The organism is uncultured Phascolarctobacterium sp., assembly GCF_958349595.1.
In the GTDB taxonomy this organism is placed as follows: Bacteria; Bacillota; Negativicutes; order Acidaminococcales; family Acidaminococcaceae; genus Phascolarctobacterium.
Genome location: NZ_CATWDQ010000002.1, coordinates 166683 through 192922 on the forward strand (window position 1 = coordinate 166683; position 26240 = coordinate 192922).

The window sequence follows — 26240 nt, forward strand, 5'->3', positions numbered from 1 at the left end:
AAGCAGATGCTGCAGCAATATTTAGCAGAGTTACAGAAGATCGATTTACTGGAACTGGAAGAAGAGCTTGCTTTATGGCGTTCATGGGCTGAGGGCGATCAGGGTGCTTATAGAAAAATAATCACAGCGTATCAGCCTTTGGTTTTTAAAATAGCCATGGCGTTCCGGCTGGCTGAAGCGCAGACTCTGGAATTGATCCAGGAAGGCACTGTCGGCCTGCTCGAAGCAGCTGAAAAATTCGATCATGAACGCGGTGTTGCTTTCAGCATTTTTGCTTCTCACCGTATTCGTGGCAGGATGCTCGATTTTCTGCAGGCGGAATATGGCAGCCAGATGCTGTCTTTGGATGGCGTTAACTCTGTCGGCCTGGCCTGGTCTGAATGTCTGGTTTCCGATGAAGCGTCTCCGTTTGAGCTGGCCGAGCGGAATTTTTTAAACGACAAGATAACGCAGGCGATGGAAAGACTGCCGCAAAAAGAACAGCAGGTCCTGACCGGGATTTATCTGGAAGATAAAAGTGCCGGCGATCTGGCGGCGGCTATTGATGTGAGCCTGGGACATATTTACCGGCTGCAGAAGCAGGGTGTACGCAGAGTTCGCGGTATGCTCTCACGGCTGATGAGCGAGTTAAATAAAAGCTAATAAAAGAAAACAGGCATTATTTAAAACAAGAACTGCCTATACAGGCTTTAATCGTCGGATATGGCAGATATTAATAAAATTTGCCGGGTGAAAAAACTTTTTAGAGTAGTGACTATATATGTATCCTGTATTATTTTCAGTCGCGAAAGGGGGTTTTTACGGTGACAAAATCTATTTGTGAACGTATTCGCAATGTTAAAAGCAGTCTGGAAAATGCTGAACAAAGTTTCCGTGAAAACAACGGTATGCGCGGCGAACTTGATTTGATGCTGGCCGAAGCGGAGATCAAGCATTTGCGGGAAAAACGCGGCTGGCTGTCTGTCTGGAACAGGCAGCGTCTGGCATTACTGGCCGCGGTGATAGTAGTATTGGCTGGTTATGGCGGCTGGTTATATGCCGGCATGGCTGAAGATGAGGCGGCGGTGAAAATGCAAGATCCTGCTGCTGTAATAGCTTCAACAGAAATACAGAAAAATTTGCCTCAAGCAGAGGCGGTGCCAGGTAAAACGGTGCCGACTTTTACAGATAAACCAAAACAGGAACAGCAAACGGTAGCGATACCGTCAGAGTACCCAAAAGAAGAGCAAGTGAAAGAACAGCAGCGTAGTGTAGAGTTGCCGGCGGCAGACATGAGGCAGCTTGTGCGTGAAGCACGCAGAACTTTACGGGATGCTAACTAGTTTAGGGAGGATTTTTGGATGAGAAGAAAAAATATGTTGCGGCCCTTATCTTTGAGCCTGGCAGCGCTTTTGCTGACAACTCCTGTATGGGCACAGGAAAACAGTGCGGCCGATGTCGTGGAGAATCAGACTATGACCATCGGCGGACAGGAGCAGATCGTCACCAGAGCTGCTCTTGAAAAGGCACAGAAGGCCCAGAAGGGCAAAGGAAAAGATAAAGGCGGGCTGAGCAAAAAGGGGAAAAAGACGGTTTACCGTATGCATAATAACCCGTCCGAAGATATTTCCGATCCTCGCTATAAAGGTCCGGCTACTGGGCAGCAGGCAGCAACTGGCACTGATGAAACAGCACAGGCAGACACAGACGCTGAACGTCCTTTAAGCAGGCAGGAAGCAGAAAAAGCTGCTGCCAGAGAAGAGGCGGAAAAGTCCGCCCAGGAAGCGGTGGCTAATGCTCCGCAGACCAACACCACAGCTGCCCGTGAAGAAGAACCGCCGATGCGCCCACCCGCAGAAGTGGAAAAAGCTGCGGCACCATATTTTGGCCAGCTGGTGACTAAAATCATGGTCAGCGGCAATAATGTGACGCCTACTGAAGAGATCATCAGTGTTTTAAAAACTAAGCCGGGCATGACTTTGACCTCTGACGGTTTAGGCAAAGACCTGTATGCCATTTACAATATGGGCTGGTTTTATGATTTGCAGCCGGAATTTAAGCAGGTCCCGGAAGGCGTGCAGATAACCTATCATGTCATGGAAAATCCTATTTACCAGCAGCTGGCGGTAGAAGGCAATACCAAGATTTCTACAGAAAAGATTGAAAGCTTGCTGGATCTTCCCAAAAATCAGCTGATCAATATCAAAGAAGTAAACGCGAAAGTACAGCGTCTGGAAGCTGAATACAATAAAGAAGGCTATATTCTGGCACGTGTGGCGGATATCAGGATGCAGCCTGACGGTACTTTGCTGCTTGTTGTCAATGAAGGTATCGTTGAAGACTTTAAAATCAAAGGTAATACCAAGACCAAAGATTATGTTATTATCCGCGAAATGAAGCTCAAAAAAGGCGAGCCTTTCAATGCGAAGGATGCCCGCCGCAGTATGCAGCGCATCTATAATTTAGGTTATTTTGAAGATGTCAATATCAAACTGAATCCCGGACAGCAGCCTAATGCTGTTGAAATTGAGATTTCCGTTGTAGAAATGAATACAGGTACTTTTGGTATCGGCGCCGGTTACAGTGATGCGGACGGTTTTATCGGTATGGTTTCCGTGGGCGATAAAAATTTCCGCGGTACGGGTGACAAGGTCAATATCCGCTGGGAATTCGGCGGTGCAGATAATAAGAACTATGAGTTCTCGTATACAAGACCCTGGATCGACAGCAAAGAAACAAGCGCGACCATTACTTTATACGATGTTACTAACGAATATGCGGATTATGACCGTAATGCCGACGAAATTGCCCGTTACGACAAAAAACGCCGGGGTCAGGAATTGACCTTCAGCCGTAAGACCAATAACGAGTATGTCAGCAATTATCTGACCTTAAAGAACCGTGACGATATTTATAAAGGGGCTGTCGATGGTTACAGCACGCAGTATTATGAGAATTCCTGGAATAGTAATCCTGACTATGATGCTAAATATGACGGTCCTGACGGTGAATACAGACGTAAGAAAAACTTTGGTGTAACACGCAGCGTCGGTGTCGCCAGAGTCTATGATTCCCGCGATAATATTTATGATCCCCATGAAGGTAAACGCAATGCCTATACGATCGAATATGCCGGTTTAGGCGGCGATTTTGACTTTACAAAATACTCTGTCGATTACCGTTATTACTATCGTCAGGGGGCGGAAAACGTTATTGCCGTACAGCTGGGAGCCGGTTATGCTTCCGGCAGCATGCCGCTGAGCCAAAGATTTTCGATGGGCGGCAGCGATACGTTGCGCGGTTACAAAGATGACCAGTTCAAAGGCAACAGTATGCTGAAGGGCACCGTTGAATACAGAATGCCGATCGTGAAAAAGGTACAGGGCGTTTTATTTGTCGACAGCGGCTATGCCTGGGACAAAGACCGTGAAACAGCCTTTGATTTAGGTGAGATGAAATACAGTTATGGTGTCGGCTTGCGCATCAATTCTCCGCTGGGGCCGGTTAAGCTTGATTATGGTTATGGCGATCAGGGCGGACGTTTCCATTTCAGCTTCGGCGGTCAATTCTAAAACAGGCGGTAGTATGCCGTGAAGATTGTAAGAATTTTAGCTGCAGGCTTGTTGGCGTGTTTGCTGCCGCAGGCAGTGAATGCTGCCGTTATTGAAAGCGTCAGCGTTAATGTTTTGGACAGAGGGTCTACCAGTAATATTTTGTTAGAGCGCATGTCGGCAAGTATGCAGACTGTAGCTGAACAGCTGCTGCTGGATAAGGATACGGAGAAAGTGGAACCTGTGCGCAGTGAATATGTGCATTTGCTGGGAGAAGTTGGGGACAGGGTCCTGAACGGCTACCAGATGGAAAACGTCATGCTGCAGTTAGGCCCGCAGACGCAGGTGACAATGGTTGTTTCACCCTGGAGTGAAGTCATTGATAATGTTTTCGTTGACCTGCAGTTTTCGGGTGTGGAAGAAAATACGGCTGCTTTGCTGGAGTCGAAGCTGCCGGAACTGCAAAAGCAGCTGGAAGCTGTCTTGCGGGGGTCTTCTGCAGATGCTTCTGACTGGGCAGGAGGCGTATTGCGCCGGCTGGTAAGAGCAGAGGTTGAGACTGCGCTGCCGGAATTCAGAGCTGCCGTTGATGTGGTTCGTGAAGACCGGCGGACTGTGATCCAGGTGGTCATCTATCCGGTGGGACAGCTGGTGCAGAGCCTTGAATATGAGATGGTTTCTCAATCCATCCCCAATTTGCTGCTGCTGAATATCAAACAGCGTTATGCACAGAGGACGCAGGAGCTTCGAGGTCTGCCGGTAACGTATGTCAGCAGGCATAAAGCCGAACTGGAACAGGAACTTTTAACAGAGCTCAGCGCAGAACCCGAGGTCCAAAGACATAATCTGCGTCCAAGCGTGGTTTTGACGCCCGGTGTCAATGCCGGGGTCAGGATTCGGCTGGAATCTGATGAGTATAAAATCTGGTTTGAAGGCTACGGCGATATAGGACGGAATGAGAACAACATTTCTGGCCGGGCCCATTTTGGCAAATATATCTCTAAGCGAGATGAAATTTTTGGCGAAGTTGGTGTGGTTTTTGACGATGTCAGTTGGGATTTTTCCGCCGGTTATGCACTGCATCACGGTAAAACGACAGCCAGTTATATGCGGCGCAGCCCGCTGGGAGAAAATGTCTATCGTTTGGAACAGGATATAACGCCGAAATGGCGGTTGCGGGCAGAATATTTTTCAGGCAGTAATACTACGGAAATCGGGGTCAGGTACCGCATTCACGAATTCCTGAGCGCGGAATATGTTTATTCTAATGATAAACCATATTTCCGTATCGTCGGAAATTTGTGATAAAGGTTGAAAGAAAAGATTCTGACTGATATAATTATTTAGTATAATTAGAACTGAAAGCAGGGATTTTTATTATGATGCAAAAATTACGTGATCCAAAAAATGTAAAAATGATATCTTTGTTTGTTGCAGCGATCTTTGTTTTAGGATGTTTTGCGCTGACCTTGACTCAAAGCGGCGCTCATGGTGTGGCATCAGCTGCTTCCAGTGAATCGGCTATTGGTGTGGTCAATTATCAAATGCTGCTTTCTCAGGTGCCTGATCTGCAAAATGTACAGGCCAGTATGAAACAGGAGATCGATAATGCCCAAAAGGATTTTGAGGAAAAAGGCAAAACCATGAATGATACCGAAAAACAGCGTTATTACCAGCAATTACAGGAAAGATTAGCTAATAAAAATAATGAGCTAATGGAGCCTGTTTACAAAAAAATTGACGCGACGATCAAGAAGATCGCTGATAAAAAAGGTTTGTCCGTAGTTGTTGACAAAAATACCGTTGTTTACGGTGGTCTCGATATTACTGACGAAGTATCCAAGGCTTTGCAAAGCGGTAAATAATGTCGGACGAGGCCCTTTATTGTAAAGGGCCTTGTTTCTGTTTAACTGCAGGAGGTAAAGTATGCGCTGGTTGACGCCGATAATTTTGATAGTCGTATTACTTACTGCTGCCTGTGGTCATGCTCCGGGCGGCAAGGATAAAATTGCCGTTATTGACTGGGATAAGGCCGTCAGTGCTCATCCCAGGCAGACTGCTTTTAAGCAGGGTGAAGCTGAGCTGCAGAAACTGCTGCGTTATCGTGAAGAACAGGCGGAAGTTGCTAAGACCCAGATAGCCGGGTTGACCAGACTGCAGCAATTGAAACAAAACAGTAAGGCTAACTTTCTGGATGCTGATTTTCAGACACAAATGTATGCTGCTGAGGCCAGTGAAAGAAAAAAGCTTTTGGAGGCTTATGATGCCGTTGTCAAAGAGGCTGACGCTGCTTTGGCAGAGCAGGAGCAGGAACTGGAAGATGCTTATCAGCTGAAAATTTTAAATTTGCGGTTACGGCTGGAAGCCATAAAAATGCGGTCTAAAGAACGTGAAGCTGTTCAAAATGAACTCAATCAGGTACAGTCTGAACGGGAACAGCAAAGGCAGAAGATTTTAGCAGCAAAAAATCAGATCATCAGCGCGAAAATGGAGCCTTTGGTAGCAGCGACACAGGCCAGATTAAAACAACAGGCAGAGCAGCTGCATCAGAAGCTGCAGGGTGATATGGCTGCCGGATTGTCCAAAGATCAGGCTGATTTGGCCCAGGTCCCGGAAGCATTGACTAATGCAATGGCGGCGATTGACAAGCAGATTGATAAACTGCAGGAAAGTAATGAAAGGCTAAAAGAAGACATTCGTAATGATATTGAAAGTAATGTGATTAAACTTGCCCATGAGCGGCAGTATACGGTTGTCTTTCATAGTGTAAAAGTCAATATCAAAGCTGATGACATTACCGATGATGTTATTAAGGCTTTGCAGAATATGAAATAACAGGAGCGATAGATTATGAAAAAACAAGTAGTAGCAGGGTTAATGGTGGCAGTTGCGATGTTGTCTTTTGGCTGCAGCGGACGGAATGCCGAATTTGGCGTAGTTGATATGAAAGCTGTTGAAAGCAAAGCTGAAATAGTAAAAACAGTGAAGGAAGATGTCGCTGCTAAAGGCAAAAGCCTGCAGGAAGAAATGACTAAAGAGATGGAAGGCAAATCTCAGGAAGAGCAGAAAAAGATTGTGGAAGATAAGACTGCTGAAATGCAGCTTGTCCAATCAGAAGCGCAAAACAAATTAAAAGCTAGTTTGGATTCCGCATTAAATGCAGTAGCTAAAGAAAAGGGCCTGGGCGCAGTACTGATCAAAGAAGCCGTGCCTCAGGGCGGTGTGGATGTTACTGACGCAGTAATTGAAAAAATGAAATAAGATGCGGCGGGCGGTTGATCTGCCCGCTTTTTTAAAACAGCGGGAGGCAGAGTTATGGAGAAGACGTTGAGGGAATTGGCAGAATATTTACAGGGGACGCTTGAAAATGAGGATCAAAATCTGGTAATTACAGGAGTAAACGGATTGGTTGAAGCCGGGCCGCAGGATATTTCTTTTGCCGTGCCGCCGCATGTGGAGCATTGTCATCTCAGTAAAGCCGGGGTAATGGTCTTAGCACCGGAAGACCCAACGCTTGACAGACCTGTGATCAGAGTTGAAGATCCGCGTGCCGCTTTTGCAGCCTTACTAAAGCTTTTCCGTGCCAGAGAGGATGTCGAACGGGTGATCAGCCCGCTGGCTTCGGTCGCTGCCAGTGCCAGGATCGGCAAAAATGTTGCGATACAGCCGTTTGCTGTTATTGAGGAAGATGCTGAGATTGGCGATGATTGTGTGATTTATCCGCATGTCTATGTTGGCAGACATGTTAAAACAGGTAAAGGGTGTATTTTCTATCCGCAGGTCACTATAAGAGAAAACTGCGTTATCGGCAGCAATGTCGTTTTGCAGTCAGGTTGTGTTATCGGCGGTGACGGGTTTGGTTATATCACAGATAAAAAGACCGGCAGGCACAGCAGTGTGCTCCAGGCTGGCAATGTAATTTTAGAAGATGAAGTTGAAATAGGAAATAATACCTGTATTGACAGAGCTACTGCAGGCAGTACGATTGTTGGTGCGGGTACCAAAATAGATAATCTGGTACATTTAGGTCACAACGATGTTTTAGGGAAAAATTGTCTGGTTGTAGCCCATGTCGGGATCAGCGGTAGCGTAACTGTTGGTGACAATGTAACCTTTGCAGGCCAGGTCGGCACTGTCGGGCATATCACTATCGGCGATAATTGCGTTTTTGGCGGCAAAACAGGCATTACCAATAATGTACCTGCCAATTCGTTTTATGCAGGTTTTCCGGCCCGTCCCCATAAAGAATGGCTGAAGCAGGAGGCAAATCTCAGAAAAATTGGTGAGCTGCTGAAAAAGGTCAAAGTACTGGAAGAAACTGTAGCCAAATTAGAAAAATAAGAAATAAGGCGGTGCAAAACAGTGCTTGCTTACTATATAGTTAAGTTTTTCAGCTGGGTCATGTGTATTGCGCCTAAGTGGCTGCGCAGCTTAACGGCTGCAATACTGGGAGGCCTTGCCGTTGTTGCTACCCCAAAATGGCGCCTGCAGATGGCTATGGCCAATATACGCGAATGTCTTGGCGTAGACGAGACAAGAGCTAGGCAGATAGCCGAGCAAAGTCTGCGCAGATTTGGTAGAATGGTAGTAGAAGTAATGCGCTTTCCTTTGTTAAATCGGGAGAATATAGATCAGCTTGTGAAAGTAGAAGGTCTGGAATATTTGGCAGAAGCCTATAAGCAGGATAAAGGTGTTATTATTGCAACAGGCCATTTTGGCAACTGGGAGCTTTTAGGTGCGACGATCGCTTTGCACGGTTATCCGATGCTGTCGATAACAAGAAAGCAGAATAATAAATATATGGACCGTTTTATCAATGAATATCGCGAAATGGTGGGGCAAAAAGTTGCCTATAATCGCGGTGGACAGGGCTTATTGGCGATCAGCAGGATTCTGAAGGAGAAAAAGCTGCTGGGTGTGCTGTATGATCAGGATACCAATGATGATGGTGTAGAGCTGGATCTTTTTGGTAAAAAGTCAATAACGCCATTAGGCGCTGCGGCGCTCTCCCGGCTTTACGGTTCGCCTATCCTGCCCGTTTTTATGCATAATAACGAAGATGGTACCTGTACTGCCAAAATACATCCACCGCTCTATACACCTAAGAGTAAAGATAAGCAGCAGGATTTTTATGATGTGACACGGGAGCTGATCGTTATTTTAGAGCATGAGATCATCAGCGACCCGGCGATGTGGTTTTGGGTACATGACCGCTGGAAAGATGGACGCGAGAGATTTGCGGCTAAAAAATAATCGGAAGGGCAGGCGGAAGATTTGAAAGAAATAATGCAGCAAACGCTGGCGGCACCTATTGCCTATTCTGGCATAGGTCTGCACTCAGGCAAAGAAGTTGCAATAAAATTATTGCCCGGCAAAGAGGATACAGGTATTGTTTTTGTACGTACAGATCTGCCTGGGCAGCCTGAAATACAGGCCTTAGCAGAGAATGTAAGTTCTACGGTTAAGGCTACTACCATTAGTGAGAACGGAACTGAGGTCTTTACAGTAGAACATTTAATGGCGGCGCTTTCAATGATGGGCATCGACAACTGCCGGATCGAAATGTCAGCCCCGGAACCTCCGGTAACCGACGGCAGCGCCGCGGTATTTTGCGAGCTGATTTCACAGGCAGGGAGAAGCAAGCAAGCTAAGCCAAGAAAGATTTATGCTGTCGACAGGGCGTTTTCTGTTTATGAAGGTGATAAATATATCACGATCCAGCCGTATGCTGGTTACAGGATTTCTTTTGTATCAGTCAATGCGCATCCTGCTTTGGGTACACAGTATTTTGATATTGAGCTGACGGAAGAGTCCTTCCTGCAGGAGATAGCTGCAGCCAGAACGGTCGGCTTTATGAGTGAGATCAAGCAGATGCAGCAGATGGGCCTGGGACTTGGAGGCAGCATTGACAATGTCGTTATTTTTGATGATGATAAAATTTTGTCGGAAACAAGGTTTGACAATGAACTGATCAGACATAAGATTTTAGATGTGATCGGGGATCTGTATCTGTTAGGTCATCTCCGTGGCCATATAATTGCCGTAAAATCAGGACATGCTTTTAATTCTTGTTTGGCAAAGCAAATTCAAGCCTATAGAATCGAGGAGGAGAAATGATGATTACTTTAGATGCTATCGAAATTCAAAAAATTATTCCGCATCGTTACCCAATGCTCCTGGTAGACCGTATTCTGGATTTGGAACCAATGAAAAGAGCCGTCGGTGTCAAAAATATTACCATGAACGAGCTGCAGTTCTTAGGGCATTTTCCCGGCGAACCGATCATGCCCGGCGTACTTCTGATCGAAGCTATGGCTCAGGTCGGTGGTGTAGCAATGCTGTACCCGGAAGAAAACCGCGGCAAAATTGCTGTTTTTGGTAAAATTGATAATGTACGTTTTCGCCGTCAGGTAGTACCTGGGGATCAGGTTATCACTACGGCAGAAGTGGTAAAGATACGCGGGAATATGGGGGTTATTCACTGCGAAGGCAAAGTCGATGGACAGGTAGCCTGTGAGTGTGATTGCACCTTTGCGATTATGGATCCTAAAAATTCCTGATTAATGGAAAAGGGTCGATTTTTGCAGTAAAATGATGAAATAGGAAGTTTTTTGCACGTAATCAGTTAAAACAACCGAATTCAGCGTGCGAAAAAATAAGGGCTTTGGAAGAATATAGGTAATATAGTATAAGCTGTTTAATTGTCTGATTAAAATTGAGGAGTGAAGGAAATGAGTTCGGTTGTTATTCCTATGCCTAAGATTCACGAAACAGCAATCATCCATCCCAATGCTGTTTTAGGAAAGAATGTTGAAATAGGCCCTTATGCCGTTATCGACGAAGACGTAGTCATCGGCGATAATTGTAAAATAGGAGCTCATGCGGTGATCCATAAATATACTACAGTCGGGAAAAATTGTAAATTTTTCCCCGGGTGTTCTATTGGTGCCGAACCGCAGGATTTAAAATTTGAAGATGAAAAGACTTCCACTGTTATCGGCGATGGCTGTGTTTTCCGTGAATGCACTACCGTCAACAGAGCTACCGGCGAAGGCAACAAAACTATTATCGGGAATAATATCCTGATGATGGCTTATACGCATGTCGCCCATAACTGCATCGTAGGCAATAATGTTATTATGTCTAATGTAGCAACGCTGGCCGGACATGTCATCGTGGAAGACAGGGCTGTTATCGGCGGTTTGTCGGCAGTACACCAATTCTGCAAGATCGGCCGTAATGCTATGATCGGCGGGATGGCACGTGTTGCCCAGGATGTTCCGCCGTTTATGATCGTTGCAGGTGACCCTGCTTTTGTATCGGGATTGAACAGCGTGGGTCTTGCCAGAGCGGGGATGCCTCAGGAGATCCGCAGTCAGCTGAAAAAAGCTTTCCGGATTTTATACAGATCCGGTCTGCCTTTGCAGGAGGCTGTGGCGACAATGGAACAGGAGCTGGACAGCAGTGAGCCTGTTGAGCATTTAATGCGCTTTTTGCGTAATGTAGAACGCGGTATTATTCGTACCCGCAGAGATTAAGGTGGTGACCTGGTGGAGACTTTAGGCTTATTGTCAGGCATCGGCCATTTGCCGGTGGACGTAGCTTTATCGGCCAAAGCCATGGGCTATAGAGTTGTCGCTGTCGGAGTTGTTCCAGATATAGATCCGGAGCTGTCCGAAGCTGTTGATGCTTATTATGATATCCATATAGGAAAAATCGGGAAGATCATCAGTACTTTAAAGAAAAATGATGTAAAAGCTGTGACGATGATAGGCAAAGTCACCAAAGAGCTTTTATATAAAGCCGGAGCCGTTGTTCCTGATCTCAGAGCCATCAAGATCCTGGCCTCTGTGCCTGACAGGAAAGACGATACCATTATGAACGCTATTGTCAAAGAACTGGAAGGCGAAGGGATCAAAGTCCTCGATCAAACGCTTTTGATCCAGCCGCTGCTCCCTGCCGCCGGTGTTTTGACAAAAAGGCAGCCTACAGAAGCGGAATTGGCCGATATGGAGTTTGGTTTTGCCATGGCCAGGGAAATAGGACGTTTGGATATTGGGCAGACAGTAGTAGTAAAAGATCGCGCTTTAATGGCGGTTGAAGCTATTGAAGGCACTGATGCCTGTATTTTGCGTGGCGGAACGCTTGGTAAGGGCGTTATTGTCGCCAAAACTGCCAAGCCGGCGCAGGATAACAGATTCGATATGCCCAGCGTTGGTACGAAAACTCTGGAGTCGATGATCGCTGCAGGGGCGACAGGCTTAGTGATAGAAGCCGGCAGGACACTGCTTGTAGAAAAAGAAAAAACTCTGGCGCTGGCAGATGCGCATGATATTACTATTGTGGCCAGATAAATGAAAAATAATTGCTAATTATGCAGGCTGAGCGATACGTTCAGTCTGTTTTTGTGTTATAATATAAAATGAATTGTTATGTAATAAAATAAGAACGATAAAACTTTTTTTCATATTTTTGATAGCAGGAAGGGAGCACTTATGGTCAGAATACTTATTTCTGCCGGAGAAGCTTCGGGAGATATTCATGCTGCGGCAGTGACAAGAGAATTGAAAAAAATTGCTCCTGAGACTGAAGTTTTCGGGATGGGCGGCGATTGTCTGCGTGAAGCTGGCGGCGAAGTGTTATTTGATATTAAGGAACACGGCGTCATGGGCTTTGCGGAAATAATTTGTAAATTACCGGCCTTGTTTAAATTGAAGAATGCTTTTGCGAAAGTAATGGAAGAACGCAGGCCTGACTGCTTGGTAGTTGTTGATTATCCGGGGTTTAATATGCGTCTGGCCAAACTTGCGAAATTGATGGGCATTCCTGTCGTTTCGTATATCAGTCCTTCGGCCTGGGCCTGGCACAAAAGCCGCGCAAAAAGTGTGGCACAGATCGTCAACAAGGTGGCGGCGATTTTCCCTTTTGAGTATGAAGTTTATAAAGCAGCAGGAGCGGATACGGAGTTTGTAGGGCATCCGCTTGTAGATATAGTGAAACCGCATCTGACCCAGGCGGATGCCTGGGAAAAAGCTGGGAAGCAAGCCGGACGTGATCTGATTTTATTGCTTCCGGGAAGCCGTCTGATGGAAATACAAAAAATGCTGCCGACGATGCTGCAGGCTGCTAAATTGATTTTAGAGAAGCGGCCGGACACCGATTTTACAATGCCCAGGGCTAAAACAATTCCGTTAGAGATGCTGGAAAATATGGTAAAAGCCGCGGGTGTGCCGGTAAAAATAATAGAAGGCGACAATTATGATGTGATGTTCAGTGCCGACCTGGCACTGGCAACCAGCGGTACTGTAACTTTGGAAGCGGCTCTGTGCGGTTTGGGCTCGGCGATCGTTTATAAAACGTCGCCGATCACTGCGTTTATTGCCCGCAGAGTGATCAATATACCGGACATTGGTTTGCCCAATATTGTTGCGGGCAGACATATCCTGCCCGAGTTGCTGCAGGAGGATTTTACGCCGGAGCGTTTACAGCAGGAGGCGTTGAAACTACTGGAGCCGGAACGGAACGCGCAGATGAAAAAAGATCTGGCATATGTCAAAGAGCGCCTGGGAGCTTCCGGGGCTGTACATAGAGTTGCAGAACTGATTCTGCGTATTGCTGAGGAGAAATAATGACACTATATTTGCGGATTTTAGGTTATATAAAACCATATATGCATAGATTGCTTTTTGCCATGTTTTGTACGATCATGGCTGCGGCCGGTAATCTGTATATCCCCTGGATCATTAAAGATATGATCGATCAGGTACTGGCCGATAAGAACGGCGCGCTGCTGAACTGGATCGCAGCAAGTATTATTGCCATTTTTATTGTGCGCGGGTTATTTTGGTATGGGCAAAATTATCTGATGAGCTATGTTGGGCAAAGAGTAATTATTGATATTAGGGCGGCGGTTTTTAAAAAGCTGCAGCGGCTCAGCGTGTCTTTTTATGATAAAAATAAAACCGGTACGATTATGAGTTATGTTACCAACGACGTCAACGCATTGCAATCAGCTATGGTCGAAAATACCATTGAAATGATTACCGAAGGCTTTATTTTGATTGGTTCTGTAGTGGCTATGATCTATCTTGACTGGCGTCTGACGCTTTTTACGGTCTGTACCTTCCCACCGGTACTGTGGTTTATGGAATTTTTTGGTAAAAAAATCCGTAAAACAGGCGGCAGGATCCAGGAATGTACTGCGGATATTACTTCTGTCCTGCAGGAATCGGTAGCTTCTGCCAGAGTTATCAAATCATTTGTCAGGGAAGACTATGAGGTTGATCGCTTTGATGTGGAAAACAAAGCTAATTTCCGGGCCAATATGAAAAACGCACAGCTGATGGCAACTTTAACGCCTGTCGTTGAACTTGTAGCAGCTATTGGCGTGACGATGATCATCTGGTACGGCGGCAATAACGTCATCAATGGTACGATCACAGCAGGGTCGCTGGTGGCGTTCCTTACTTACGCCGTCAATATTTCCAATCCGATCAAACGGCTGACCAGAGTCATTGGTAATATTCAAAAAGCTTTAGCCGCCGCGCAGCGGGTGTTCATGATCATTGATATGCCGGAAGAAATTGTTGAAGTAAACAATGCCAGACTTCTGCCGCAGGTTCAGGGCAAAGTTGAATTCCAAAATGTTACTTTTGCCTATAACGAGAAAGGTGATGTAATCAAGGATCTTTCTTTTACCGTAGCCCCGGGCGAAGTAATTGCTATCGTTGGTCCTTCCGGCGCCGGCAAATCGACTATTGCCAATTTGCTGCCGCGTTTTTATGATGTTAATAAAGGCGATATCAAAATTGATGGCTACAGCGTGCGCGAGGTAACCTTAAATTCTCTGCGGGAACAGGTCGGTATCGTCCCTCAGGAAACGATGCTTTTCAATGGCTCCGTTTATGATAATATTCTTTACGGCCGGCTGGACGCGACTCGGGAAGAGATCGAGACTGCAGCCAAAGCAGCTAATGCCCATGACTTTATCATGCAGCTGTCAGACGGTTATGAAACGAAGCTGGGCGACCGCGGTGTGAATCTTTCCGGCGGGCAGCGGCAGAGGATCGCTATTGCCCGGGCAATATTGAAAAATCCACGCATTTTGATTCTGGATGAAGCTACTTCCGCTCTGGATACAGAGAGTGAAAGGATCGTGCAGGAAGCCCTGGATAGATTGATGGTCGGCAGGACTTCTTTTGTCATAGCTCACAGGCTGTCGACGATTAAAAATGCCGATAAAATCTTAGTGCTGGAAAAAGGCTGTCTGGTTGAAGCAGGAACACACGATGAGCTTATAGCCCTGGATGGTCTGTACGCACATTTGTATAAAATTCAGTATCGCAACAAAGAAGCGAAGTGAGGTTAAAGAATGTATATTATTTATAATGTTTTGGTGGTGTGCGTTTGCTGCTTATTCGTACTGCCTTACTTTATCTATCGTTGCATCTGTGAAGCTGGTTTTACTACAAGAATGCGGCAGAGTCTGGGCGGCATTCGTGATGAAGAGATAGAGTCAGTGGCACAGCGCGACTGTATCTGGATCCACGGCGCTTCAGTAGGTGAAATTGTTGCTACGAGCCCGTTGGTCAAAGAAATTCGCAAGGCTTATCCGGATTCGCCGATTCTCGTTTCCGCAGTTACTGTAGGCGGGTATAATATGGCGAAGCAGATCATCAAGGAGGCGGATGCCATTATTTATTTCCCGCTTGATCTGCCGTTTGTTTCCGAATCGTTTGTTAAACGGATTCAGCCGCGGATTTTTATGCCGGTAGAAACTGAGTTATGGCCTAATTTTTTCAGGGCTATCCGTGAACGCAATATCCCCGTAATGATGGTCAACGGCCGTATTTCCGAGAAATCTGTTAAAACCTACCGTTATTTGTATGGTATATGGGATGATATGCTGGATACAGTGAGCAGATTTTGTATGCAGTCGAGTATCGATGCGGATTATATCAGCCATTTAGGTGCCGATCCCAAGAAAATTTATGTTACCGGTAATGCGAAATTCGATCAGACTTATGCTGAAGTTACGCCGGAGGATCTGGATAATTATAAAAAAGAGCTGGGCATTGAAAATGCCTATCCCGTAATTGTGGCCGGTTCGACACATCCAACTGAAGAAAAAGCATTGTTTGATGTTTTTCAGGAAATCATTAAAAGTTATCCCCAAGCGCGTCTGGTCATTGCGCCTCGTAAAACAGGCCGGGCTGATGAGATCAGCAAGTTGGCCAGGCAGTATCACTGGGAAACTGGTCTCAGATCGAAACTTTTGGAAATGCAGGGCAAGCGTCCTGAATACCCGGTATTGCTGATAGATACTATTGGTGAGCTTGGGCGTATTTATTCTGTCGGCGATGTGGTTTTTGTCGGCGGCTCGCTGATCAAGCACGGCGGCCATAACGTTTTGGAGCCGGCAGCACATGCCAAACCGATTCTGGTTGGGCCGAATATGCAGAACTTTAAGGATTCCTATGCTTTGCTGAGTAAAGTTGGCGCTTGTAAAATGATCAATAACAGCGCGGAACTGACGAAAGAAATTTTTGATATTGTTGGCAATGATGAAAAACGTCTGCAAATGGGCGCGGCTTCTTTGCAGGTCATCAGGGAAAACCGCGGCGCAGCTGTGCGCAGCATTGAATATTTGCAGGACCTGCTGACCTTGACTACTGTAGACAGCAAGGTCGAAGTCTCCTATCCTACCAATATCAGGAACCTGCACGACGAAGGCGGCGGCCGTCTGCGTCATGGTGATGCCGTTATCCAGTATCTGTATCAGCTGGCCCACGGTCCCAATACTCCCTTTTTTGGCTGGATCTTGCTGGGCATCTTAAGAATGTTCTCGTACTTGTACGAATTTGGTGTTTGCTGTAAATTGGACTTTTATAAAGCGGGAATCCTGAAACAGAAAAAATTGGATTGCTGCGTTATTTCTATAGGTAACATCACTGTCGGCGGTACTGGTAAAACACCTACTGCGCAGAAGGTTGCCGTTATTATCAAAAATATGGGCTATCGTGTCGTGATCCTCAACCGCGGCTATCGTTCACATTGGGATCAGGAAATGGGCGTCGTCAGCGACGGCAAGAAAATTTTTATGACTGCCTATGAAGCCGGTGACGAAGCTTATTTGATGGCTAAAACTCTGCCGGGCGTACCGGTAATCATTGGTAAGAACCGGGCGTTGACAGGGCAGTTTGCCGTGGATAAAATGAACGCCGAAGTTATTATCATGGATGACGGCTATCAGCACTGGCATCTGCATCGTGATCTGGATGTGGTTTTGGTAGACACCTTCAATATGTTCGGCAATGGCTGTCTGCTGCCGCGCGGAACTTTGCGCGAGCCGCTGACTCATTTGGACAGGGCGGGGTTGTTTCTGCTGACTAAAACGGATCAAAGCTCTCAGTTCAGCAGGCAGGAACTGCGGGCCACGTTAAACAAATATAACGGACAGGCGCCGATCATTGAAAGTATCCATAATCCGAAGAATTTTGTGGAGATCGCTGACTGGTACAAGGGCATCCATGAGAATGCCAAAGAACTTTCAGAACTGCAGGGTAAAAAAGTTATGGTTTTTTCGGCTATTGGTAATCCGTCCTCATTTGAACAGACGCTGGCCTGCATCGGTATCGAGATAGTTGAAGCCATCCGCTATCCTGACCATCATGATTATGGGATGCTGGAAATGCAGTACATCAGCGAAAGAGCCATCAGCAAGGAAGTTGTGGCTATGGTGACGACGGGTAAGGACGCTGTTAAAATACCAACGGAATTTATTTATTTTAACAGGGAAATGCCGTTGTATATTTTAAATATGGACATAAAAATCACTGAAGGACGCGAAGTGTTTGAACAGACAATTCTGAACGCCATTCAGAAGGAGACGAAGAAGTAATGAAAGTTTTATGTGTGATACCGGCACGCTATGCGTCAACAAGACTGCCGGGTAAACCTTTGGCACTTATCGCAGGCAAGCCCATGATCCAGCATGTTTATATGAAAGCCTGCGAAGCAGAGCTGCCTGACGATGTTATCGTAGCTACTGATAACGAAAAAGTTTTTGAAGCTGTGCAGGGGTTTGGCGGTAAGGCGATTATGACCTCGCCGGATCATCCCAGCGGTACTGACCGTCTGGCAGAAGTTGCGTTGAATTTCCCCGATGTTGACGTTATCGTCAATGTGCAGGGCGATGAACCGATGATTCCGCCGGAAATCATCGACCGCCTGGCTAAAGCCTTTGAGAATGAAGCTGATTTAAAAATGGCAACGATGAAGGTTCTGATGCAGGAGGAAGACTATAATAATCCGGCCGCAGTTAAGGTAGTTACCGATAATAATGGCTATGCTCTTTATTTTTCGCGTAGCTTACTGCCCTATCCGCGCAATAAAACTGAACAGTATAAGGTGTATAAGCACGTCGGTATCTATGCGTACAGACGGGATTTTCTTCTGCAATACGCTGCTTTGGCGCCTACCGAATTAGAAAAGACAGAAAGCCTGGAACAGCTGAGAGTGCTGGAAAATGGCTATAAAATAAAAGTGCTGGAAAGTGATTTTCAGGGTATCGGAGTGGATACTCCTGAGGATCTGGCAGCGGTAAACGAGCTGCTGAGTAAATAGCAGCCGTATCCATAAGGAGGTTGGACATGAATATTGTAAAAGTTGGTAACTATGAAGTGGGACAGGGTCATCCGCTGCTGCTGATGGCAGGCCCCTGTGTTCTGGAAGGTTATGAACACAGCCTGATGATCGGTCAGACTGTGAAGAAAATTGCCGATAAATTAGGTATACCCTATGTTTTCAAAGCCTCTTATGACAAAGCAAACCGTTCTTCTTACGGTTCTTTCCGCGGCCCGGGTCTGGAAGAGGGCCTGAAGATCTTAGCGCAGATCAAAAAAGATCTGGGTGTTCCTGTGGTCAGTGACATCCATGAAACGATCCAGGTGGAAAAAGCCGCCGAGGTTTTAGATATTCTGCAAATACCGGCCTTTCTTTGCCGGCAGACAGACTTAGTTTATGAAGCGGCCAAAACAGGACGCGTAGTGAATATTAAGAAGGGTCAGTTTCTGGCCCCCTGGGATATGAAAAATGTAGTCAAAAAGGCTGAGGAGGCAGGTAACCATAATATTATGCTTACTGAACGCGGAGCCAGCTTTGGCTATAACGCGTTGGTCACTGATATGCGCAGCTTGGCCATTATGCGCGAGCTTGGTTATCCGGTAGTGATGGACGCTACTCACAGTGTGCAGATCCCCGGTGGACAGGGAACTACTTCCGGCGGCCAGAGCCAGTATGTGCCGCACATGGCCAGAGCCGCTGCCGCTGTAGGCATTGACGCTCTGTTCCTTGAGGTACATGACAATCCGGTGGAAGCGTTGTCTGACGGGCCGAACATGGTGCGTCTTGACAAGTTGGAAAAACTTTTAACAGATGTTTTAGCTATTGATAAAATAGTTCGCGGTTAAATCTGGCTGACGAGAGGGAGTTGGAGCATGGAACAAATGTTGGAACAGGCGCGCAATACTTTGAAAATGGAAGCGGAGGCTATTTTAGAGCTTGTGCCTCGTGTGGACGAACATTTTTCAGCAGCGGTGACGATGATTTTAGAGTGCCCGGGCCGGGTCGTTATTACCGGTATGGGTAAATCAGGGATCATTGGGCGGAAAATGGCTGCTACGTTTGCCAGCACTGGTACACCTTCGTTTTATCTGCATCCTGCCGAAGGTATTCATGGCGATTTGGGTATGGTAACGGAAAGTGACGTTGTGATCGCATTATCTAACAGCGGCGAAACAGGCGAAGTACTGCATATATTGCCTTCCTTAAGGCGTATTGGGGCAAAATTGATCGCAATGGTCGGTAATGCTGATTCCGCTTTGGCAAGAAATTCTGATATTACTTTAAATGTCGGTGTTTCGCAGGAAGCCTGCCCCCTGGGGCTGGCGCCTACCTCCAGTACTACCGCTGCTTTGGCGTATGGCGATGCGCTTGCTCTGGCTTTGCTTTCCAGACGTAAATTTACTGCCAGCCAGTTTGCCGTTTTCCATCCGGGTGGTTCTTTGGGACGCAAGCTGCTGCTGACTGTCGAGGATATTATGCACAGCGGTGCTGATAATCCTATAGTTAATGGAGCGACAACGGTGCAGGATGCTTTATTTGTGATTACCGATAAAGGACTGGGTGCTGTTTCCGTAGTCGATGATAATGAAATTATGATCGGCGTTTTGACTGACGGAGATATTCGCCGTGGTCTGAGCAAGGGGATCGATTTCCTGCAGCGCCCCGTAACCGAATTGATGACTAAAGCTCCCAAAACTATTACGAAAGAGAAGTTGGCAGCCCAGGCGCTGCACCTGATGGAAAGCAACAGTCCCAAACCGATCACTGTACTGCCGGTTATCGATGGAGAACGTCATGTTATTGGTTTGCTGCATATGACTGACTTAGTACGTCAGGGTGTGGTATAATGAAGAACGTAGAAAAAGCTGCTCAGGCAATTAAATTGTTGGTTCTGGATGTCGATGGCGTTATGACGGATGGTTCGATTTATCTTGATGCGGAGCAGGAGCTTTTTAAAAGCTTTAATGCCAAAGACGGCATGGGGATCAGCTGTGCTGTAAGATGCGGTCTGCTGGTGGCGATCATTACCGGCCGCTGCAGCCCCATTATCCGCCGGCGTGCCAGCGAACTGGGGATCGTCGAAGTTTGTGAAAATGTCAAAGACAAAAGAGCGGCTTTGGCGCAGCTGCTGCAGAAATATAATTTATCTTTAGATGAAACTGCCTATATCGGGGACGATCTGAACGATCTGCCTGTGCTGACGCAGGTTGGTCTGGCCTGTGCCCCGGCCGATGCGGTGGCAGAGGTAAAACGGGTATGTCATTTCGTTGCTGAAAAAAATGGCGGCTGCGGCGCAGTTCGTCAAATCGCAGAACTGATTTTAAGCGCCCGTGGTGATTGGGAGAAAATTGTAAACAGTTATTTACAAGAAGGACAGGGAGACGCTCAATAATGTGGCTTTACTATTTACTGAAAACGATCAGTACACTGGTTTCATGGCTGCCTTATAAGCTGGTAGTAAATATTGGTATCGGCATAGGGCACCTTTATCATAAAATTGCAAAAAAACAGAGGCTCCGTGCGGAAGCAACCATCAAGGAACGGCTTGGCTATTCTGATGAGGAAGCTAAACGCACGATCAAGTCTTTATTTGTGAAATTGGGTATAACGTTTATGGAAATAATGTATATGCCTGCACTCAATAAAGATAATATCCGTGGTCTGGTCACCTTTGACCGCCCGGATGTTTTGTGGGAAGCACTGAACGAAGGGCATGGCGTTGTGATGCTGGCCTGCCATATGGATAATTGGGAATGGCTGGGAGCAGCCTTATCCCTATATGGCTTTCCCATCAGCGCGGTCGAGAAACCGCAGCCGAACAGAGTTTATAGCGATTTTATGAACGAACTGCGCAAAAGCGTTGGTCAGGAAATATTCTCGCGTGGTACAAGTGAGATCCTTGGCTGCGCCAGAGCTATGAAAAAAGGCCGGATGCTGGGCTTGATCGCAGATCAGGATGGTGGTTACGACGGTATTTTCGTACCGTTTTTTGGAAAAATGGCAGCAACGCCTTCCGGGCCCGCATATTTTGCCAGAAAGTTCAAGGCCCCCATCATACCCATTTTTATTGTCCGTAAGGAAGGCTATTATGGGCATCAGGCGCTTGTCAAAGATCCAATTTACTATGAAGATACCGGCGATAGACAAATGGATGACTATCGCGTTACATTAGAAATGACCAGGATTGTAGAAGAGGTTATCAGAGAATACCCTGATAACTGGCTGTGGTTCCAGCATCGCTGGAACACACCCTATACGCCTGCAGGAAAGGAGCAGGAGCATGTTAAGGAATAAAGGCTTCCAGATGATCGTAGGCGCGATAGTTATCGCCGGCGTTATTATTGCCTGGCTGATGCTCGGCGGCGAGGCTCCTTCCAATGATCCGGTCCAGAAAGAAACTGCCGGAGCCAATGCAAAAGTCAGAAATACCACTCTTGCCAGAGAGGTAGACGGTAAGAAAGTTTGGGAATTTACTGTTGAAGAAGTGGAACAGATCAAAAGCAGCGGCGAGGCCGTCTTAAAAGGCGTCAAAGGGAAAATTTACCGTGAGGACGGCAGCGTTTTAGAGGTTGTTGCCGGCGGCGGCAGGGTAAAAAATGAAGCCAAGGATTTTGAGCTGAACAATAAGGTGGTAGCTGTGTTATCGAGCGGCGGCAAGCTGACGGCTGAAAGCGTACGCTGGCAGCAGACTGAAGATATTATCACGGCTTCGGGCAATGTACGGCTGCTGAAAGACGATACTTTAGCGACTGGCGATAAAGCTATTACCAGCAGTGCATTCGAAAAATTGAAATTAGAGGGCAATGCGGAAGTTCAGAAAGGCGGCGATTATAGTGAATAAATTAAAAATGACCTTCGTTATGATGCTGGGGATATTTTTTATGGCAGGTATGTTTGGTACTGCTCATGCTCAGGCCTCAAATTTCAGTGTCAAGGCTGATACGATCGAATATGATATGCAGTCCGGCAACGGTACTGCCAAGGGCAACGTAGTCCTGCAGCAGGATGGCGGTACTGCGACTGCTGCTGACGCCGAGTTCAACAGCAAAACAAAATCAGGCAGACTGACAGGCGGCGTAGTTGCCGATCGTGATGATTCACATGTTGTTTGCGATACATTTGTAATGCATAACGAAGATTATTCTTCGGCAATAGGTGACGCACGTTTGACTAAAGGTGATAAAACTTTAGCTTCTGAACGCGTTGATTATTATAAGAATCGCGAATATGCCGAGACTATCGGCAGTTGGGCCCGTTTATCCATGACTGATGGCAGTGTCTTAGACGCTGTGAAAATTACTTATGATGGTAAAACAGGGGTGGCTAATGCTACCGGCGGTGTCGAGATTTCCAGCCCGCCGCGTGATCTGACTGCTTCTGCTGATACCGCTGTTTATGAAACCAACAACAGCGGTTATATCGAATTGATCGGCAATGCCAAGGCTACTCAGGATGGCAATACCGTAGAAGGCAACCGTCTGCGTTTGAACAATACTTCTAATAAAGCGGAAGCTGCCGGCAATGTGAAAATAGTTTATATCCCCAAACCGGCTCAGACTCCGGGAACATCAGCTACAGAAGAAAATGCGGCACTGCCGGCTGCCAAAGTATCGGCGGAGGTCGCCTAGTGATTATAGAAACAAAAGATCTTGTAAAAGAATATTCGGGGCGGCGCGTTGTTAATCGTGTCAGTATCAAGGTTGAGCAGGGTAAAGTTGTTGGCCTGCTCGGACCTAACGGCGCCGGTAAAACAACGACCTTCTATATGATCGTTGGTATCGAACGGCCTGACGAAGGTGTCGTGACGCTGGAAGGCCAGGATATTTCAGCTCTGGCCATGTATGAGCGTGCCCGGGCAGGGATTGGCTATCTGCCTCAGGAAGCTTCGATTTTTCGTAAAATGACAGTTGAGGAAAATATCCTGGCTATTTTGGAAACGACGGCCTTGTCAGAAGAAGAACGGCTGGCCAAAATGAATTCCCTGATCGAAGAATTCCATATCGATCACATAAGGAAAAATAAAGGCACGGAACTTTCCGGCGGTGAACGCAGGCGTGTTGAAATAGCCCGCGCTTTGGCTACTGATCCGGCCTTTATCCTGTTGGACGAACCCTTTGCCGGTATCGATCCGATTGCGGTAGCGGATATTCAGGGTATGATCGCCCATTTAGCCAATCGCGGCATCGGTATTCTGATAACAGACCATAATGTGCGGGAAACTTTAAGTATAGTCGATAAAGCATATATCTTAGCCAACGGTGAAATTTTGATTCATGGTGACAGCGAAACTATCGCTAACGATCCAACGGCACGTAAATATTATCTTGGCGAAAACTTTAGCATGTAGGAGGAAGAAGAATGCGTTTACGCTTACTGGATCGTTATGTCTTAAGTGAATTACTGTATCCTTTTATTTTTGGTATCGCTTCGTTTTCCAGCATTTTTATTGCCAGCTCCATGCTGTTTAAGCTGACGCAGTACATGACTAAATACGGAGCCTCAGGAGAGACTATTGCCAGACTGTTTATGTATAGCCTGCCTGAAGTCGTAAACTATACCTTCCCTATGTCGATGCTGCTGGCGTCGCTGATGGCTTTCGGTAAATTGTCAGGCAGCAGCGAGATCGTCGCGATGAAATCAGGCGGGATCAGCTATTACCGCATTGTTGCACCGGTATTGATCGTAGCTTTTGTTGTCAGTATGTTTTCCGTTATCTGGGCGGAAAAAGTTGTGCCGGCAGCGAAAGTGCAATATGGCAGGATTCTGGAATATGAGATCAAAAAAAATACCAAACCGCGAACGCAGGACCATGTCATTATCAAAACCTTAAGCGGCAGTACCCAGAGGATCACCTATGCCCGCAGGTTTGATGAAGCAAAAGGCCTGATGGAAAATATTACGATCGAAGAGTTTGAAAAATCACATCTGGCGAGGATCCAGACAGCCAAACAGGCCTACTGGGAAAACGGTTCCTGGCGTCTGGAAGATGGTACGGTTTATACAATGAATGAAGCGGAAGGTATCAAGAGCAGCGCTAAATTTACAGAACAGATCATTCCGCTGGACGTAACGCCGCGAGAGATCTCCTGGGAACAGAAAGAACCTGAGGAAATGACTCTGAGGGAATTACGCGAGTATATTTCTGTTTTGGAAAGGCAGCACCAGCCTACTTCCCGTCAGTGGTGCGAGATCTATATGCGTGTTTCGATTCCCTTAGCCAGCTTCTTTTTTGCAATGATCGGCGCGCCTTTGGGGACGCAGAAGCAAAGAACAAGTTCCTCGATTGGTCTTGGTATCAGTATTATCGTCATTTTCATTTATTATGCGATAATGACTCTTACTACAGGTCTTGGTAAAGGCGGAGCAATGAATCCGCTGCTGGCGTGTATTATCCCGAACCTGATTTGTCTGGGGGCCGGTGTATATTTGCTGAGAAAGAAAAATGCCTGACAAAGTTTAGCATAAAGGGGGTGTGTTCATGTTCGGTTTACGGTTGATTTTGATTCTGGCGGTAGTTGGCGGTTTGATTGCGTTTATCGGTGATAAGCTGGGAAGCAAGATCGGCAAGAAGAAGCTTTCAGTTTTTGGCTTGCGGCCTTATCATACTTCGGTGCTGATGACTGTTATAACCGGAATATTGATCGCCTCCATTACTTTGGTAACGATGGCGATTGCTTCTGATAGTGCCAGAACGGCAATGTTTGGTATGGAAAAACTGCAGAATGAATTAGCGGCTTTAAACCAGGAAAAAGAACAGGTCGCTGTGGCGCTGGAGAAAGCACAGGCTGATGTTGCTGAGAAAAATAAAGCTATTCGGGATTTGGACCAGCAGATAAAAGCCAGTGCGGCAGAAAAAGCAGTGATCGAGAATCAATTAGTTGCTGCGCGGCAGAATTATGAGCAGGCCAAAGGACAGCTGCAGCAGGCACAGACTGCTGTGGGTGAATTATCACAGGCTAAACAGTCGCTTGAAGGCGAAGTTACTAATCTGGAACAGATGACAGAACGACTGCGGCGCGGTATTTTAGCTATTCGTGAAGGGCAGGTCATTTTCCGCAGCGGCGAAGTGGTGTATGCGGGAGTGCTGCGAGGCGGGTTGAATAATGAGGAAAACAACCGGCAAATGCAGCTGTTTTTAGCTACGGCTAATGAAGTGACGCTGCATCGTATGGGCGTAGAAGCCAAAGAACCGGTACAGGCGATCTGGATGCCCAACGAGGTCATCGAAGAAGCCCTGGCCCGTATCCAGGCTGCGCAGGGGAATGTTTTTGTCAGAGTAAGGACTGTAGCCAACATTATTGCCGGCGAACCGGCTGTCTGTACGCTGGAACTGGCATCAGACAACCGCATTTACAAAAATAATGAGTTGATCTTCAGCAAGGAAATAGATCTTACCCAAAGCGCAAGCAGTATGAACGGTGAGATATTGGGCTTCTTGTCCGATATCAATCGTGTCGCCGTTGCTGCCGGCGTTATACCCGATCCTTTGACAGGTAAAGTCGGTAATATGGATGCGGGAACAATGGTCGAAACAGGGGAAAAAATGGCCAGGTATGGCGGCAAGGTCATACTGAAAGCTTATGCCAAAGGCGATATCAATGCTTCCGGACCGGTTTTGCTGCGGTTAGAGGTGGAAAATGCCGACAAATGAAGCATGGTATTTAGGCGTTGATCCCGGCAGTGCCAAAACTGGCTTTGCCTGGGTTGCTGCTGACGGAAAAATCCAAAAGGTCGAGGTGCTGGCAACAGCAGCTTTAACAGAGCTGCTGCCGCAAATCCTGGCGGTTGCTCCGGCTGCGGTGATTTTGGGCAACGGTACCAACAGTGACAGCGTCAGGCAAATGCTGACAGCGGCAAATCCTGCAGGTAACATCATAATGATAGAAGAAGGTTACAGTACAGAAGAGGCCAGAAAACTGTACTGGCAGGAAAACCCGCCGCATGGCTGGCGCCGGCTGCTGCCGTTAGGACTGCAGGTGCCGCCGGTCAATCTTGACGGTTACGCCGCGGCTGTTCTGGTGCGGCGGTATTTAAACAAAATATGAGTTGAGGAAAAAGCACAGAGGCATGCCTCTGTGCTTTTTA

Annotated in this window: 27 protein-coding genes; all 27 read left to right on the forward strand. The window is 46.7% G+C overall.

Annotated features, from left to right (window positions below):
- Positions 1–6 precede the first annotated feature (6 nt).
- The 27 genes from Q4G98_RS02405 to Q4G98_RS02535 all read left to right on the forward strand — a co-directional run bounded on the left by Q4G98_RS02405 (position 7) and on the right by Q4G98_RS02535 (position 26200).
- Positions 7–642, forward strand: a complete 636-nt coding sequence (locus Q4G98_RS02405) for a sigma-70 family RNA polymerase sigma factor (protein WP_298565317.1) — start codon at positions 7–9, stop codon at positions 640–642.
- Between the two features lie 161 nt (positions 643–803).
- Positions 804–1322: a hypothetical protein gene (locus Q4G98_RS02410; protein ID WP_177561449.1), complete on the forward strand. Its 519-nt coding sequence runs from the start codon at positions 804–806 to the stop codon at positions 1320–1322.
- Between the two features lie 18 nt (positions 1323–1340).
- Positions 1341–3551 (forward strand): outer membrane protein assembly factor, encoded by a 2211-nt coding sequence (locus Q4G98_RS02415; RefSeq protein WP_301961818.1) that lies wholly within the window; start codon positions 1341–1343, stop codon positions 3549–3551.
- Positions 3552–3569: 18 nt separating this feature from the next.
- Complete coding sequence (locus tag Q4G98_RS02420; protein ID WP_298565322.1) at positions 3570–4835, forward strand: hypothetical protein; 1266 nt, start codon at positions 3570–3572, stop codon at positions 4833–4835.
- Positions 4836–4912: 77 nt separating this feature from the next.
- Complete coding sequence (locus Q4G98_RS02425) at positions 4913–5395, forward strand: OmpH family outer membrane protein (RefSeq protein ID WP_366917015.1); 483 nt, start codon at positions 4913–4915, stop codon at positions 5393–5395.
- Between the two features lie 61 nt (positions 5396–5456).
- A complete protein-coding gene (locus tag Q4G98_RS02430) occupies positions 5457–6365 on the forward strand; it encodes a hypothetical protein (protein ID WP_293661812.1) in 909 nt (302 codons plus the stop codon).
- A 15-nt stretch (positions 6366–6380) separates the two neighbouring features.
- Positions 6381–6791, forward strand: a complete 411-nt coding sequence (locus tag Q4G98_RS02435; protein WP_177561453.1) for an OmpH family outer membrane protein — start codon at positions 6381–6383, stop codon at positions 6789–6791.
- A 54-nt stretch (positions 6792–6845) separates the two neighbouring features.
- Positions 6846–7871, forward strand: coding sequence for a UDP-3-O-(3-hydroxymyristoyl)glucosamine N-acyltransferase (gene lpxD, locus Q4G98_RS02440; protein ID WP_177561454.1), 1026 nt, complete (start codon positions 6846–6848; stop codon positions 7869–7871).
- A gap of 21 nt (positions 7872–7892) precedes the next feature.
- Complete coding sequence (locus Q4G98_RS02445) at positions 7893–8783, forward strand: lysophospholipid acyltransferase family protein (RefSeq protein ID WP_298565330.1); 891 nt, start codon at positions 7893–7895, stop codon at positions 8781–8783.
- Positions 8784–8816: 33 nt separating this feature from the next.
- Complete coding sequence (gene lpxC / locus Q4G98_RS02450; RefSeq protein ID WP_366917016.1) at positions 8817–9647, forward strand: UDP-3-O-acyl-N-acetylglucosamine deacetylase; 831 nt, start codon at positions 8817–8819, stop codon at positions 9645–9647.
- The gene (gene fabZ / locus Q4G98_RS02455; protein WP_177561490.1) at positions 9647–10090 is read left to right on the forward strand and encodes a 3-hydroxyacyl-ACP dehydratase FabZ; all 444 of its coding nucleotides are present in this window, start codon (positions 9647–9649) and stop codon (positions 10088–10090) included. Before lpxC ends, fabZ begins: the two co-directional genes overlap by 1 nt.
- Positions 10091–10261: 171 nt before the next feature.
- Entirely contained in the window at positions 10262–11068 is an 807-nt protein-coding gene (lpxA, locus tag Q4G98_RS02460; protein ID WP_177561456.1) for an acyl-ACP--UDP-N-acetylglucosamine O-acyltransferase, read from the forward strand.
- A 12-nt stretch (positions 11069–11080) separates the two neighbouring features.
- Positions 11081–11884 carry an LpxI family protein gene (locus Q4G98_RS02465; RefSeq protein ID WP_293661823.1) on the forward strand — a complete coding sequence of 268 codons (804 nt, stop codon included), beginning with the start codon at positions 11081–11083 and terminating at the stop codon, positions 11882–11884.
- 141 nt (positions 11885–12025) lie between these two features.
- A complete protein-coding gene (lpxB, locus tag Q4G98_RS02470; protein WP_298565336.1) occupies positions 12026–13159 on the forward strand; it encodes a lipid-A-disaccharide synthase in 1134 nt (377 codons plus the stop codon).
- Entirely contained in the window at positions 13159–14892 is a 1734-nt protein-coding gene (msbA, locus tag Q4G98_RS02475) for a lipid A export permease/ATP-binding protein MsbA (protein WP_298565337.1), read from the forward strand. The genes lpxB and msbA overlap by 1 nt, the downstream gene beginning before the upstream one ends.
- A gap of 9 nt (positions 14893–14901) precedes the next feature.
- Positions 14902–17430 carry a tetraacyldisaccharide 4'-kinase gene (gene lpxK / locus Q4G98_RS02480; protein ID WP_301961819.1) on the forward strand — a complete coding sequence of 843 codons (2529 nt, stop codon included), beginning with the start codon at positions 14902–14904 and terminating at the stop codon, positions 17428–17430.
- A complete protein-coding gene (kdsB, locus tag Q4G98_RS02485) occupies positions 17430–18155 on the forward strand; it encodes a 3-deoxy-manno-octulosonate cytidylyltransferase (RefSeq protein ID WP_177561461.1) in 726 nt (241 codons plus the stop codon). Before lpxK ends, kdsB begins: the two co-directional genes overlap by 1 nt.
- Before the next feature lie 26 nt (positions 18156–18181).
- Entirely contained in the window at positions 18182–19000 is an 819-nt protein-coding gene (kdsA, locus tag Q4G98_RS02490; RefSeq protein ID WP_298565341.1) for a 3-deoxy-8-phosphooctulonate synthase, read from the forward strand.
- 36 nt (positions 19001–19036) lie between these two features.
- Entirely contained in the window at positions 19037–20002 is a 966-nt protein-coding gene (locus tag Q4G98_RS02495) for a KpsF/GutQ family sugar-phosphate isomerase (protein ID WP_366780856.1), read from the forward strand.
- A complete protein-coding gene (locus Q4G98_RS02500; protein WP_293546238.1) occupies positions 20002–20547 on the forward strand; it encodes an HAD family hydrolase in 546 nt (181 codons plus the stop codon). Before Q4G98_RS02495 ends, Q4G98_RS02500 begins: the two co-directional genes overlap by 1 nt.
- On the forward strand, positions 20547–21449 hold the full coding sequence (locus Q4G98_RS02505; RefSeq protein ID WP_298565344.1) for a lysophospholipid acyltransferase family protein: 903 nt from the start codon (positions 20547–20549) through the stop codon (positions 21447–21449). Before Q4G98_RS02500 ends, Q4G98_RS02505 begins: the two co-directional genes overlap by 1 nt.
- The gene (gene lptC, locus Q4G98_RS02510) at positions 21436–21996 is read left to right on the forward strand and encodes an LPS export ABC transporter periplasmic protein LptC (protein WP_177561465.1); all 561 of its coding nucleotides are present in this window, start codon (positions 21436–21438) and stop codon (positions 21994–21996) included. Before Q4G98_RS02505 ends, lptC begins: the two co-directional genes overlap by 14 nt.
- Entirely contained in the window at positions 21989–22783 is a 795-nt protein-coding gene (locus tag Q4G98_RS02515) for an LptA/OstA family protein (RefSeq protein WP_293546232.1), read from the forward strand. Before lptC ends, Q4G98_RS02515 begins: the two co-directional genes overlap by 8 nt.
- Entirely contained in the window at positions 22783–23502 is a 720-nt protein-coding gene (gene lptB, locus Q4G98_RS02520; protein WP_177561467.1) for an LPS export ABC transporter ATP-binding protein, read from the forward strand. The genes Q4G98_RS02515 and lptB overlap by 1 nt, the downstream gene beginning before the upstream one ends.
- A gap of 11 nt (positions 23503–23513) precedes the next feature.
- The gene (locus Q4G98_RS02525; RefSeq protein WP_177561468.1) at positions 23514–24605 is read left to right on the forward strand and encodes an LptF/LptG family permease; all 1092 of its coding nucleotides are present in this window, start codon (positions 23514–23516) and stop codon (positions 24603–24605) included.
- A 28-nt stretch (positions 24606–24633) separates the two neighbouring features.
- Complete coding sequence (locus Q4G98_RS02530; RefSeq protein ID WP_298565347.1) at positions 24634–25806, forward strand: DUF3084 domain-containing protein; 1173 nt, start codon at positions 24634–24636, stop codon at positions 25804–25806.
- On the forward strand, positions 25793–26200 hold the full coding sequence (locus Q4G98_RS02535) for a pre-16S rRNA-processing nuclease YqgF (RefSeq protein ID WP_301961820.1): 408 nt from the start codon (positions 25793–25795) through the stop codon (positions 26198–26200). Before Q4G98_RS02530 ends, Q4G98_RS02535 begins: the two co-directional genes overlap by 14 nt.
- Positions 26201–26240: the final 40 nt, after the last annotated feature.

What these genes read in the sequence shown, in the direction of transcription:
- Q4G98_RS02405 (WP_298565317.1), top strand. Translation starts at nt 7, where the DNA reads ATGCTGCAGCAATATTTAGCAGAGTTACAGAAGATCGATTTACTGGAA.
- Q4G98_RS02415 (WP_301961818.1), top strand. Translation starts at nt 1,341, where the DNA reads ATGAGAAGAAAAAATATGTTGCGGCCCTTATCTTTGAGCCTGGCAGCG.
- Q4G98_RS02425 (WP_366917015.1), top strand. Translation starts at nt 4,913, where the DNA reads ATGCAAAAATTACGTGATCCAAAAAATGTAAAAATGATATCTTTGTTT.
- Q4G98_RS02430 (WP_293661812.1), top strand. Translation starts at nt 5,457, where the DNA reads ATGCGCTGGTTGACGCCGATAATTTTGATAGTCGTATTACTTACTGCT.
- Q4G98_RS02435 (WP_177561453.1), top strand. Translation starts at nt 6,381, where the DNA reads ATGAAAAAACAAGTAGTAGCAGGGTTAATGGTGGCAGTTGCGATGTTG.
- lpxD (WP_177561454.1), top strand. Translation starts at nt 6,846, where the DNA reads ATGGAGAAGACGTTGAGGGAATTGGCAGAATATTTACAGGGGACGCTT.
- lpxC (WP_366917016.1), top strand. Translation starts at nt 8,817, where the DNA reads ATGCAGCAAACGCTGGCGGCACCTATTGCCTATTCTGGCATAGGTCTG.
- fabZ (WP_177561490.1), top strand. Translation starts at nt 9,647, where the DNA reads ATGATTACTTTAGATGCTATCGAAATTCAAAAAATTATTCCGCATCGT.
- lpxA (WP_177561456.1), top strand. Translation starts at nt 10,262, where the DNA reads ATGAGTTCGGTTGTTATTCCTATGCCTAAGATTCACGAAACAGCAATC.
- lpxB (WP_298565336.1), top strand. Translation starts at nt 12,026, where the DNA reads ATGGTCAGAATACTTATTTCTGCCGGAGAAGCTTCGGGAGATATTCAT.
- msbA (WP_298565337.1), top strand. Translation starts at nt 13,159, where the DNA reads ATGACACTATATTTGCGGATTTTAGGTTATATAAAACCATATATGCAT.
- lpxK (WP_301961819.1), top strand. Translation starts at nt 14,902, where the DNA reads ATGTATATTATTTATAATGTTTTGGTGGTGTGCGTTTGCTGCTTATTC.
- kdsB (WP_177561461.1), top strand. Translation starts at nt 17,430, where the DNA reads ATGAAAGTTTTATGTGTGATACCGGCACGCTATGCGTCAACAAGACTG.
- kdsA (WP_298565341.1), top strand. Translation starts at nt 18,182, where the DNA reads ATGAATATTGTAAAAGTTGGTAACTATGAAGTGGGACAGGGTCATCCG.
- Q4G98_RS02495 (WP_366780856.1), top strand. Translation starts at nt 19,037, where the DNA reads ATGTTGGAACAGGCGCGCAATACTTTGAAAATGGAAGCGGAGGCTATT.
- Q4G98_RS02500 (WP_293546238.1), top strand. Translation starts at nt 20,002, where the DNA reads ATGAAGAACGTAGAAAAAGCTGCTCAGGCAATTAAATTGTTGGTTCTG.
- Q4G98_RS02505 (WP_298565344.1), top strand. Translation starts at nt 20,547, where the DNA reads ATGTGGCTTTACTATTTACTGAAAACGATCAGTACACTGGTTTCATGG.
- lptC (WP_177561465.1), top strand. Translation starts at nt 21,436, where the DNA reads ATGTTAAGGAATAAAGGCTTCCAGATGATCGTAGGCGCGATAGTTATC.
- Q4G98_RS02525 (WP_177561468.1), top strand. Translation starts at nt 23,514, where the DNA reads ATGCGTTTACGCTTACTGGATCGTTATGTCTTAAGTGAATTACTGTAT.
- Q4G98_RS02530 (WP_298565347.1), top strand. Translation starts at nt 24,634, where the DNA reads ATGTTCGGTTTACGGTTGATTTTGATTCTGGCGGTAGTTGGCGGTTTG.
- Q4G98_RS02535 (WP_301961820.1), top strand. Translation starts at nt 25,793, where the DNA reads ATGCCGACAAATGAAGCATGGTATTTAGGCGTTGATCCCGGCAGTGCC.